An 11,463-nucleotide genomic window follows, 5' to 3' on the forward strand; every position below is an offset into this window, starting at 1 on the left:
CAACCAAAAACCAAAAACCTCATGCAAAAAACAATCAGCACACTAGTCGGTATGCTGGCGGCGGTGGGGGCATTTCATGCCCATGCCGCCGGTTTGCAGGTTAATCCGACATCTTTGTCCCTGCCCGCAAAACAGCGGGCGGGCATTTTTACTTTGGGCAATACGGGCAGCGAACCGTTAACGGCGCAAGTGCGCGTTTACAGTTGGTCGCAGGACGAAAAAGGGAACGAAGTCCTTACTCCCACCGATGCGGTGATTGCCAGCCCGCCTATGGTCAAACTCGAAGCGGGAGCCAAGCAACAGTTCCGCGTGATACGCATCAGGCCGTCTGAAAAACCGGTGGAAGAAGCCTACCGCCTGATTGTGGACGAACTGCCCGCACCGCAGGCCAAACCGCGCAAAGGTTTGCAATTTGTCATGCGCTATTCCCTGCCGCTGTTTACCAATGTCCAAAACAATGCCGAAGCCAAGTTGAACTGGCGCGCGGAAAAAAACGCCAACGGAAAAACGGTGCTGGTCGCCGAAAACAGCGGTACCGCCCACGCGCAACTGAGCAATATCAACCTTCAGACGGCCTCAGCCAAAGAACCGCTGACTTTGGCCGGCGGCTTGGCCGGTTATGTATTGCCCGGCAATACATGGAAACGCGAACTGGACGTTTCTCCCGCCGTATTCAGCCAAGGCCGTCTGAATGCCACGGTAAACGGCGGCGCAACCCAGCCGGAGGTCCGGTTTGCTACCCCTTGACCCCAAGATACGGCTCAGCCGGCTGACTGCCGCACTGATGCTGTGTCTGTACGCCCTGCCCACGCCTGCACAGGACATCCTGCCGCAGGCCGCGCCCGTTGCCTACGAGCAAGCGTGGCTGACCGTTTATCCTCAGGTAACGGTCAACGGCAGTGTGCGCGACGGTATCGCCCCCTTTATGTCGCGCAACGGCGTGCTGTATGCCCGCGCCGAATCGCTGCGTGCCTACGGTGTCGTGTTGCCGTCTGAAACTGCTGCCGAAGCAGGCAAAGGCGGAGTTACGCCTGAAATACAGGATGGGGCGTCCGCACCCGGCGCAGGCGTATGGTTCGATCTCGCCTCCGTGCCCGGCTTGCAGGCAAAATACGATGCCGCCACGCAAATCCTGGACATTACCGCGCCGTTGGAATGGCAGCCCGATCTGAAAACCACCCGTATCGGCGAACAAAAAGAAAACCGCTACCCAATCGGCCGCCCGGGTTTTGCAGCCGTGTTGAACTATGACACCAATTTTTCGCGCAACAATTCCGGCGGCAGCACCCAAGGCGTATTCGGCGAACTGCGCCTGACCACGCCTTGGGGTTATCTGAACCACACCCAGTTTGCCAACCGCAGCCATGCCCGCGACGGCGAAAACCATCGCAGCGACGCCCGCTTGGATACCTACTGGCGCACGGTTTGGCCGGAACGCGGCCTGTCGCTGACCGTCGGCGACACACTGACCGGACAGTTAGGTTCGTGGGGCGGAACCCGCATCGGCGGCATCAAACTTTCCCGTACCTACAACACGCAACCGTGGAAACAGACCGCACCGCTGCGCTCCTATCTCGGCCGCAGCACCCTGCCCGGCACCGTCGACCTCTATCTTGACGGTGTGAAACAGATGAGCCGCGACATCGCGGCAGGCGAATACGAACTGGTCCTCCCCCCCACCATCAGCGGCCGCAGCAACGCGCAAGTCGTCGCCACCGACGTTTTAGGGCGTACCGTCGTCGTCGATATGCCGCTTTACGGCGGCAGCGGCCTGCTGGCCAAAGGCCTTAACGAATGGTCGCTTGAAGCAGGCTATGTCCGCCGCGACTACGGCGTCCGTTCCGCAAAATACCAGTCCGATCCTGCCGCCAGCGGCACTTTGCGCTACGGCCTGACCAACTTTCTGACCGCGCAAATCCACGGTGAAGCCGCACACGGCTATCGCCAAATCGGCATTTCCGCCGACACCCTGCTCGGCTCGTTGGGCCAGCTCAACCTGACTCATGCTCAAAGCCGCTTCGCCGGACAAACCGGACAACGCAGCAGCGCGTTTTTCAGCACACAATGGCGCCAAACCTCTTTCAGTGCAGGCTGGAACAAATCCGACGGCCGTTTCGCCGAACTGGGTGATACCGCCTATGACGACCGCCGCCCAACCGACGACAGACACGGCAGCACCTCCGCTTCCGTATCCGCAGGATGGAGCAGCGACAAACTCGGTTCGTTCAGTCTGTCGTACCTGCATTCGCGCACTGAAGGACGGCCTGCCGACAACATCGGTTCTTTCAGCTGGAGCCGCAATCTGAAAAAACGCGCCAGCCTCTATACCAGCGCCGCCAAAAATTTCAACGGCAAACACGAACTGAGCCTCTACGCAGGTTTGTCCGTCAACTTGGACAAAGGCTATTCGGCTTCGGCAGGCGCAGGACGTAACGGCCGCGACAACAGCTACCAAATGACGCTGAACAAAACCGGCAGCGGTCTGAACAGCACCAACTGGGGCTTGAGCTGGCAGCAAACCGAAGACACGACGGGACGTCGAAAAAATACGCTTAACGCCAACATCCGCTACCACAGCGTTTACGGCGACGGATGGGCAAACACCTACAGCCATGCCGACAGTAACAACTGGAACGCAGGCTGGCGCGGCGGTATCGTGTTGATGGGCGGCGGCCTGTTCGCCACCCGCCAAGTCAACGACAGTTTCGCCGTCGTCAGCACCGGCGGCATGGCGGACGTTCCCATCCGCGCGGGCGGCATGCCCGTAGGCAAAACCAACCGCAGGGGGCTGGCACTTATCCCCAATCTCTCCGCCTACCAGAAAAACACCGTCAGCGTTGATATTACCGAGTTGCCGCTGGACGTACAGCTTGAACACACCGTCGCCGAAATCGCCCCGTCCGAACGCTCCGGTATGCGCGTCGAATTTAAAATACACCGTACCCGCGCCGCCACCATGACCTTGAAAGACGGACAAAATCAATGGCTGCCGGGCGGCGGTACCATTGCTGACGCACAAGGCGACCCCGTTGCCGTTACCGGCTTCGACGGCAAAACCTATATTGAAAACATGCAAGAGGGTAAAAACAGCTTCACAGTTGCACTGCCCGAAAACGGCGGCAACTGTTCGTTTGAAGCCGATTACCCCAAAGAACGCAATCCGGACACTCTGCCGGATTTGGGAGACATCATATGCAAATGATAATGAAAAAAGGCCGTCTGAAAACTGCAAACCGCCTTCTGCGGCAGACTGCATTGCCTGCCGTATTCGGACTGCTGTCGCTGTCCGTAGGACAAGCGTGGGCAAACAGCGGCGTAGCCGGAAGGTTTGTGCAATGTACGGCGACGGTACAAGGAAACGGAACCGTCAACGGCAATCCTGCCTTGGTATTCGGAAGCCAAGGCAACGGCGTCAACCTTCTGAACAATAACCAGCCGGAAGATATTCAAGCCACCATCAACTACCAATGCGCCAATAACGATGCTTATACCGTAAAAGTGCGCCTGTGCTTCAATATTGACGGGGGTCGAAGATTTACAAACATATATACCCCCCGAAAAATGGTTCATAGCGGGAATAACGCCCAAACACTGCAACTATCATTACTTAAACCCGATAATACCAACTGGGGAACGGATAACACGGCAAACTCTCCCAGCAGCGTCGGAACAGGCGTCATGCGTATCTCCCCTAACACTTCTGCTAGCGGAACCATCCCCATCAGAGCCAGATTGATCAGCGGACAAAACAACGCCATTCCCACAACTTCTGGCTATTACCTCGCAGACTTTACCGGCGGCTCCACCTCCTTAAGCTGGAAGGCTGAGCGTTATGGCACTCCCGACCCAGCCGATTGCGGAAGCGTCTTGACCAACAACCGCTTCTCCTTCGTCGTCCAAGCCCATGTTGCACCCGTCTGCGAAATCACCGCCGCCGACGACATTGACTTCGGTACGCACACCGCAGGCAGTACGGATCTGAAACAGTCGGGCAACCTGACCGTCCGCTGCACCAACAGCACCCCCTATTCCATCGGGCTGGTTCCCTCCAACGGCAACCAAGATGGCAAAGGCGAAATGAAATCCCTCAACCATGCCGCGACCAATACCGACAAAGTCCCTTACCAATTACGCAAATCTTCCTCATCAAATGCCCATTTCTGGGGCAACAACGAAAGCGGTTCGGGCAGCGTCAAATCCAATCAGACCGGCGACGGCAACGAACAGACGCATACTGTCTATGCGGAAGTGAGGAGCACCGACTACACCCCCGACGAATACCGCGACAAAGTAACGGTGCATGTGAAGTATTGATAACGCGGATTCGGTATTTATGGAGAGTCGTCATTCCCGTGCAGGCGTAAATCCAGACTCTGCAAGGCTGCCGCAATGTTTAAATATTGTGGCAGCGCCTGAAACCTAAATTTCTGCCTTCACGGGAATGAGCCTCCTTTTCGTGTAAAAAACGTCACTCTACCATTAGCCTGCATAAAAATTTTCAGACGGCCTCTAATTTAAAGAGGCCGTCTGAAAACCATTCTCCCTATTCCCAAATATTCGCCTTTTCCACTTCCCGCCAAGCATCGAGAATCAAGCTGCCGTCGTTGTCCTTCAGCAATGCAGCATCGGAAAGCATACGCCGCCAGGTTCGGGCGTTTTTCAATCCGTGCATGAGGCCGAGACTGTGGCGGACGATATGGCGCAGAATAGTGCCGCGTCCGGCCTGAATCTGCGCGCGGCTGTATTCGTATAGCTTCCGAACCAAATCGTTATACTCGACCGGCGGGCTGCTTTCGCCGTAAAACAACCGGTCCCAGTCGCGCATAATCATCGGATTATGGTAGGCTTCGCGGCCGACCATAACGCCGTCAACATGTTTTAAGTGTTCCGAAATTTGTCCGTTGGTGGTAATCCCGCCGTTAATGATGATTTCAAGTTCGGGAAAATCTTGTTTGAGACGGTAGACATAATCGTATTTGAGCGGCGGCACTTCGCGGTTTTCTTTTGGCGACAGGCCGTCCAACCATGCGTTGCGCGCGTGGACGATGAAAGTCCGGCAGGCCGTTTTTTCATACAGCGTACCGACGAACTCGGCGGCAACGCCGTATTCCGTCTGGCGGTCGACACCGATGCGGTGTTTGACGGTAACAGGAATATCAACGGCATCCTGCATGGTATTGAGGCAATCGGCAACCAATCCGACCTCGTTCATCAGACATGCGCCGAACGCGCCTTTTTGCACGCGCGGACTGGGGCAGCCGCAATTAAGGTTGATTTCGTTGTAGCCGTATTCTTCGGCGGCCTTGGCGGCTTTGGCCAAATCGGCCGGTTCGCTGCCGCCCAGTTGCAGGGCGACGGGCTGCTCGCCTTCGTTGAACATTAAAAAACGGTCTTTATCACCGTATATGATGGCTCCGGCATTAATCATTTCGCTATAAAGCCATGCGTTTTCAGTAATTTGTCGCGCCATATAACGGAAATGGCGGTCCGTCCAGTCTAGCATGGGCGCAACACATACGCGCCTTGTTCCTTTATAATCAATAACTTTCTTGTTTATTAACGGAATTTCGTAATTTTCCATACTGATTATTCTAGTCTATTTAGTATATTTTTAACCCGTTTTGCGTTTTAGCGTGTACCATACTGCCACCATAATTTTAAACATTGGAAATGGTGGCATGGGCACAATCTCAAAACGCATCAATCCTTCCGGTACAACCGTCTATCGGGCGGTTATCCGTATCCGAAAAAACGGCTATCCGAATTTTACCGAAAGCCGAACGTTCAGTAAAAAATCAATGGCGGCGGAATGGGTAAAGCGCAGAGAAGCGGAAATAGAATTAAACCCTGATATTTTGTTCGGTCAGAAAAATAAACTGTTCCCCACGCTACATGAAGCCGTGGACCGTTATTTGACGGAAGCCGACAACGCCGGACGCTCGAAGCAGATGGGGTTGCGGTTTTTGGCATCGTTCCCCATCGGCCGCGTCCGCATCGACAAGATACGCCGATCCGACTATGCCGAACATATCATGCTGCGCCGGCGGGGCATTCCGCAAGAGGGCATCAAGCCGATTGCAGCATCTACCGCGCTGCAAGAACTGCAATATATCAGAACCGTTCTGAAACACGCATTTTACGTTTGGGATATGCCGGTAAGCTGGCAAGAATTGGACTTTGCAGCGGAAGGCTTGGGTAAATCAGGAATCATAGCGAAATCAACGAAACGGAACCGCCTGCCAACGAGCGACGAATTGCAACGCCTAACCACATTTTTTTATCAAAATTGGACTAACTGGCGGCAAACAAATCTGATTCCGATGCACCTGATTATGTGGCTTGCAATCTACACGACCAGACGGCAAGACGAAATATGTCGGATGATGCTGGACGACTACCACCCAGACAGCGCGGAATGGCTGATACGCGACGTCAAGCATCCGCAGGGCAGCAAAGGGAATGACAAAAAGTTCGACGTCCGCCCGCAAGCGTTACCCGTGATTGCGGCTCTGTCGGAACCCGAAACCCGCCGCCGGATGCTGAAATGCAACGGAACGCCGAACAGTTTGGTTCCGCTTGACCCCAAAAGCATCAGCGCGGCATTTACCCGCGCATGTCATGTACTGGGCATCAATGATTTGCGCTTTCACGACCTGCGACATGAAGGCGCGACGCGACTTGCCGAAGACGGCGCAACCCCGCCGCAGATGCAGATGGTAACGCTACATAACACTTGGGCAAGTTTAGAACGATACGTCAATCTGCGTAAACGACCGCAGCGGTTGGAATTTGACGAAGCAATAAAGAATGCCGAAAACGACTTGAACTTATCCTGATCCGTATTTCTAGGGCGGTATCTTGCCGCCCTAGAATGCGGTTTTATTTTGACTGCTCAATTACCGTTTGTCCATATGCCTGCCACTCCCTTAAATCCGCGGCTTGGCTATCGGCGGTTTCTGCCAATCCAGCATATTCAGCCGCGCACTTTCCGAAAAGCTGCCAACCGGCGGAATCTGCCGCGCCATCAGATGCGGCGGCGGTTGTAGCGGTTGCGGGCATGTTTCGGACGCTACTTTGATGTTTGGCGTACTGCTGCAAGCGGTCAAGCTCAAAACGCATAGCAGTAACAGTTTGTTTCGCATTTTCTTTTTCCTTTTCAAGTTGGGTTTGGCGTTCGGCCATCGCGGTAGCTGCTTTTTGCTCCGCTTCACGCGCTGTTTTCGCCTGTTCGATATAACCGTCTTTCAGACGGTTTGAAATTTCGGCGGCCATCGCATCGCGCCCGCGTTGATATTTCTCCGCACGGTCAAAATGCCACGCAGCAAAAATAACGGCCAACAACGCCACTATCGCTAGTGGCTTCCAGTATTTCAGTAAATCGCTAACCATTTCTGAAAAACTCCTTCTGTTCTGACGACCGCCTGTTTGCAAGACCGGGTATCACCCTACCGCCTGCTTTATTCCACATTGCGAACGCATCACATGCAGCTTTGTATTTGCGTTCATTCAAACGGCGAACAACCGTTGATTTTGCAAATGCCGCAACGCCGATGTTGTAACACAAAGATACACAGGCATTGAATTGCGATTGAGTTAAGGGGACTTTCACAACTTCTTTTACGCCGTTCTCATACGATTTTATTTGATTCAGAAATTCTGCTTTGATTTCTTCATCCGTCATCGTATCGCCCATGCACACTTTATGACCTGCACGTGCGCCCAACGTATAACGCACAAAGCCAATCCCAATAGTCGGAATACGTACGCTATCCAAGTAAGAGTGATTGCGCTTACCCTCCCAGCCGACAATCAGTTCATAACCGCTGCCGTCCAGATGTAGATTTTCATTCATTATCTTTCCTTACACAGAGGCCGTCTGAAATTCAGACGGCCTCTTATCAATGTTTCAAACCGCGCCAACGCTGCCACTTCTTCACCCGCAATGAACGGCTGCCAAAGTATATGCAGGCGGCAATATCCATCATGAACTTACCCACCGTTGGCATAAATCCGTAAACGAATGCGACATAAAACGTATATATCGCCCCGCCCAAAAAGAACAAATACGTCCAACCTTCAGGCGACGCCGCACTCCATTTACGAGCATTAAGACGGCAAAGCATCAGATATGACACAATTACCGACGGCATGGCCGATGCCAACAACAAAATCAATTTCATTTCGGTCTCCACGGCAGAAGATTCAGCAGCCATTCCACAATATCGTCCGCGTGTTTTTCGAACGACGGCCAGACAGTGCGGGCAAATTTCAACAACACCTGCCACAGTAATCCAACCACTACGGGCGCGAACACATGCGCAAACTGAAGACGCTGTTCGCCCAAAGACGGATGCCTGCCGATGGCTTCGCCTATTAAAAAATGGGTCAGCGGCGGCGCGAACGCTCCGCCTAGAAGCCCGCCGATGATTGTATAGGCCACAACTAACCACCGGCTTTTCGGTTCGCTTATCATGGTTACCGCAGCCGAAGCAACCGCGCCTAGCACGACCGCATCAACCGGCATACCCAACAAATGACCCGCGCCGACCACGCCGCCGAAAGTATAGATGGCGGCAGGGGTTATAATCGGTTCCGACATTTTCCATTTCCTTATGTGAAAGGCCGTCTGAACTTCCAGACGGCCTTTGATTTTTTTTTGAATCAGACGGCATCGGGCAAATCGGCATAAACCAAATCTGCGCCGGTCAGGCTGTTTGCCAATACCGGCGCGCCCGCCGAATCGGTTGTACCCGCCTCAATTTCGGCCACAATCGAACGATACGCCCAATCTTGAATATCGGAACCGCGCGGCGGTTTACCCGTCAAATTAAACTGCATACTGCCAACAGCACGCCCGCCGCGTTCAAACGTCGATTGGCGGACATAACTGTCCACAGTAACGGAATGAAACCCGCTCGCCACATCAAGCGATAAATAACGGATGACATGGAAAGCCGCCGAACTGTCGGTTTCTGTATCGACGATTTCACGGGAGATACCTACAATGATTTGATTTTTGTCTTTAGACATGATTTTTCCTTTCAGGTTAAATAAAGGCCGTCTGAAATTCAGACGGCCTGCGGTTAAATGATTAAACAAACTATACCGGACACATCACCCAACGATGAATAGTCAAAATTACCGTTAAGCCTGCATAAGATATGCAGCGAATGCGCCGCTCCGTCGATTACCCGTTGAAACGATACGCAGCCAGCTTTCGGTAGATGATATGGGATAGAGAAATTAATCGGGATATGTCCAGCAATAAGTGTAGGAGAAATATTAATATTTTCCATTTTGTTATTGATGTTAAAAGATTTATTATATCCCGGCACCCACGCACTATATGATTGCGAACTGCTGTGCTCTATTCTCCTTTCCGGCGATTGAATGGCAATATCCCGTTGAATAACGCCGTCCATATAAAGCTGCAAGCTAACGTTTGCGCCATTTTCAGCAAACGCATAAACTTGCGGAACAATCAGTGTCCGCCTGCTCTTACGGCTTTCTGGAATTTGACAGACTAACTCAGAATAACCCTGCGGCGATTGCCTCATCTCAAATGTCCGAACAGCCACCACATCCCCAATAATATTGGCCGCTTCCAAATCCACAGCCTCAATTTTCGCGCCGCGTATCGTACCGCCGACAATCAAGCCGGCATTGACCGTCGCACCGTTCAGTGTTGGGGCTTCAATCGTCTGATTTGCGGCGATATGTTTAGCCAATATCGAACCAGTGGCGAATAAATCACCGTTCAAAGCCTGTTTCGCCTTGCCGTTTTCAATTACTGTTACAAACGCAGGTGTTACAGACTTATCTTTTGGGTCAACATACCCCACCTTATTGGACATCAACAGAATTTCACCGCTGCCCGTCTGCCCGTCGGCACCAATCGCAATTCCTGCAATCGCCTTACGACCGCCTGATATTGCTTCGGTCTTCAGCGTATATAAAGATTGCACCTTGCCGCCAAGCTCGGTAACTGCGGTGCTGGTTTGTTGCACCACCGCCGCCAAGTTGGACGCCGCAGTGGCGCCGTCCTCTGGCGCAGGCGTCCAGTCCGTCGCCACAGTGCCGCGTTCCAGCTTGATACGGTCAATGCGGGACGTCGTCTTGCCAGTGGTCGGGCCGCAATAAATCAGCAGGCGGTCGTTGGGCGGGTTGTTCTTCGACCGTTTCCATGTCGTAACAATCCGGTAAACACCGTCGGACACCTTTTCCATGACGCCCAGCCAGTTCCACCCATCCGAATTAAACGGCCAGAACGCCTCGCGGTCTGAACCCAATTCGCCCCACAGTGTCAGTACGACCGGTTCGCCTTCCTGCAATGTGTTGTCCGACAGGGAATAGGTTTGCATCAGGTAATTCGCGTTCCGCACTTCGGCAGCCGAATCCCGAATGAGATTCCGCCCGCCGACCCTCATCCCGTCCAGCTTCGCCGTCAGCGTGTTGATTTCCGATGCTCGCGCCGAATCCTGACGGGTTACGGTTTCGGACAAACGGTCAACTTTCGCCGATACATCGCGGTTCAGGCCGTCTGAATACGTTTTGGCCGCACTCAACGCAGCATCCGCCTTGGCTTTGGCATCTGCCGCCGCCTGTTGCTTGACGACCGCGTCTTTCGCTGCCGCATCAGCAATCGCCGCCGCTTTCGCTGCATCGGCTTTGGCTTGGGCAGTACCCGCCGCGGATGCGACCGCTGCCGTCTTAGCCGCCTCCGCTTTGGCTTGCGCCGCCGCTTCGGCTGCTGCCCGGGCGGCGTCCGCCTTGGTTTTGGCATCGGCTTGCGCGGCGGCAACGGCAGCCGCCTTGGCGGCGTCCGCCGCGGATTTCCATTCGGAAGCCAGTGTCGCACGCGCCAATGCCGCTACTTCTGACTTGTCAGCCTTCGTGGTTTTGATGGACGTGATGTCGGCAACAGCACCAGCCAGCGCGGACTTGGCCGCCGTAAGGTCGGCAGTCTGCGCCTTGTCGACTTCAGCCTGCGCGGTTTTATGGGCGGCCAACTGCGCCGCCACTTCGGACGCCGCAGCGGCGCCGTCTTCGGGTGCGGGCGTCCAGTCCGTCGCCACAGTGCCGCGTTCCAGCTTGATACGGTCAATGCGGGACGTCGTCTTGCCAGTGGTCGGGCCGCAATAAATCAGCAGGCGGTCGTTGGGCGGGTTGTTCTTCGACCGTTTCCATGTCGTAACAATCCGGTAAACACCGTCGGACACCTTTTCCATGACGCCCAGCCAGTTCCACCCATCCGAATTAAACGGCCAGAACGCCTCGCGGTCTGAACCCAATTCGCCCCACAGTGTCAGTACGACCGGTTCGCCTTCCTGCAATGTGTTGTCCGACAGGGAATAGGTTTGCATCAGGTAATTCGCGTTCCGCACTTCGGCAGCCGAATCCCGAATGAGATTCCGCCCGCCGACCCTCATCCCGTCCAGCTTCGCCGTCAGCGTGTTGATTTCC

11 protein-coding genes are annotated in these 11,463 nt (G+C 54.2%); 4 read left to right on the forward strand and 7 right to left on the reverse strand.

All coding sequences use genetic code 11. The annotated features are described in order from the left end of the window. Window positions 1–21 precede the first annotated feature (21 nt). From ACI43T_RS05750 to ACI43T_RS05760, 3 genes are read left to right on the forward strand one after another with little or no spacing between them, the layout of a single operon-like run. Window positions 22–747, forward strand: a complete 726-nt coding sequence (locus ACI43T_RS05750) for a fimbrial biogenesis chaperone (protein ID WP_405385803.1) — start codon at window positions 22–24, stop codon at window positions 745–747. Further along, on the forward strand, window positions 734–3,202 hold the full coding sequence (locus ACI43T_RS05755; RefSeq protein ID WP_405385805.1) for a fimbria/pilus outer membrane usher protein: 2,469 nt from the start codon (window positions 734–736) through the stop codon (window positions 3,200–3,202). Before ACI43T_RS05750 ends, ACI43T_RS05755 begins: the two co-directional genes overlap by 14 nt. Beyond that, the gene (locus ACI43T_RS05760) at window positions 3,193–4,314 is read left to right on the forward strand and encodes a Csu type fimbrial protein (RefSeq protein WP_308023225.1); all 1,122 of its coding nucleotides are present in this window, start codon (window positions 3,193–3,195) and stop codon (window positions 4,312–4,314) included. Before ACI43T_RS05755 ends, ACI43T_RS05760 begins: the two co-directional genes overlap by 10 nt. Window positions 4,315–4,543: 229 nt before the next feature. Here the strand turns inward: ACI43T_RS05760 and dusA are convergent, their stop codons facing one another. Further along, a complete protein-coding gene (gene dusA / locus ACI43T_RS05765; protein ID WP_405385807.1) occupies window positions 4,544–5,581 on the reverse strand; it encodes a tRNA dihydrouridine(20/20a) synthase DusA in 1,038 nt (345 codons plus the stop codon). Between the two features lie 97 nt (window positions 5,582–5,678). Between dusA and ACI43T_RS05770 the strand changes: the two genes are divergently transcribed. Next, window positions 5,679–6,836: a site-specific integrase gene (locus ACI43T_RS05770; RefSeq protein ID WP_405385809.1), complete on the forward strand. Its 1,158-nt coding sequence runs from the start codon at window positions 5,679–5,681 to the stop codon at window positions 6,834–6,836. A 43-nt stretch (window positions 6,837–6,879) separates the two neighbouring features. Here the strand turns inward: ACI43T_RS05770 and ACI43T_RS05775 are convergent, their stop codons facing one another. From ACI43T_RS05775 to ACI43T_RS05800, 6 genes are all read right to left on the reverse strand, one after another. After that, window positions 6,880–7,431, reverse strand: coding sequence for a hypothetical protein (locus ACI43T_RS05775; RefSeq protein ID WP_405385811.1), 552 nt, complete (start codon window positions 7,429–7,431; stop codon window positions 6,880–6,882). Next, window positions 7,382–7,852 (reverse strand): lysozyme, encoded by a 471-nt coding sequence (locus tag ACI43T_RS05780; RefSeq protein ID WP_009174499.1) that lies wholly within the window; start codon window positions 7,850–7,852, stop codon window positions 7,382–7,384. The genes ACI43T_RS05775 and ACI43T_RS05780 overlap by 50 nt, the downstream gene beginning before the upstream one ends. A 46-nt stretch (window positions 7,853–7,898) precedes the next feature. Then, complete coding sequence (locus ACI43T_RS05785) at window positions 7,899–8,180, reverse strand: hypothetical protein (protein WP_009174500.1); 282 nt, start codon at window positions 8,178–8,180, stop codon at window positions 7,899–7,901. Then, the gene (locus ACI43T_RS05790) at window positions 8,177–8,599 is read right to left on the reverse strand and encodes a hypothetical protein (protein WP_405385814.1); all 423 of its coding nucleotides are present in this window, start codon (window positions 8,597–8,599) and stop codon (window positions 8,177–8,179) included. The genes ACI43T_RS05785 and ACI43T_RS05790 overlap by 4 nt, the downstream gene beginning before the upstream one ends. 62 nt (window positions 8,600–8,661) lie before the next feature. Continuing rightward, window positions 8,662–9,030 (reverse strand): hypothetical protein, encoded by a 369-nt coding sequence (locus tag ACI43T_RS05795; protein ID WP_405385816.1) that lies wholly within the window; start codon window positions 9,028–9,030, stop codon window positions 8,662–8,664. Between the two features lie 53 nt (window positions 9,031–9,083). Continuing rightward, a partial coding sequence (locus ACI43T_RS05800) for a DUF1983 domain-containing protein (RefSeq protein WP_405385818.1) occupies window positions 9,084–11,463 on the reverse strand: 2,380 nt, incomplete at its 5' end.

Source organism: Neisseria oralis (assembly GCF_045062685.1).
In the GTDB taxonomy this organism is placed as follows: domain Bacteria; phylum Pseudomonadota; class Gammaproteobacteria; order Burkholderiales; family Neisseriaceae; genus Neisseria; species Neisseria oralis.

Bases quoted from the DNA above. Each gene is read 5' to 3' on its own strand.
- ACI43T_RS05790 (WP_405385814.1), bottom strand. From the start codon at position 8,599: ATGTCGGAACCGATTATAACCCCTGCCGCCATCTATACTTTCGGCGGC.
- ACI43T_RS05760 (WP_308023225.1), top strand. From the start codon at position 3,193: ATGCAAATGATAATGAAAAAAGGCCGTCTGAAAACTGCAAACCGCCTT.
- ACI43T_RS05780 (WP_009174499.1), bottom strand. From the start codon at position 7,852: ATGAATGAAAATCTACATCTGGACGGCAGCGGTTATGAACTGATTGTC.
- ACI43T_RS05795 (WP_405385816.1), bottom strand. From the start codon at position 9,030: ATGTCTAAAGACAAAAATCAAATCATTGTAGGTATCTCCCGTGAAATC.
- dusA (WP_405385807.1), bottom strand. From the start codon at position 5,581: ATGGAAAATTACGAAATTCCGTTAATAAACAAGAAAGTTATTGATTAT.
- ACI43T_RS05750 (WP_405385803.1), top strand. From the start codon at position 22: ATGCAAAAAACAATCAGCACACTAGTCGGTATGCTGGCGGCGGTGGGG.
- ACI43T_RS05770 (WP_405385809.1), top strand. From the start codon at position 5,679: ATGGGCACAATCTCAAAACGCATCAATCCTTCCGGTACAACCGTCTAT.
- ACI43T_RS05785 (WP_009174500.1), bottom strand. From the start codon at position 8,180: ATGAAATTGATTTTGTTGTTGGCATCGGCCATGCCGTCGGTAATTGTG.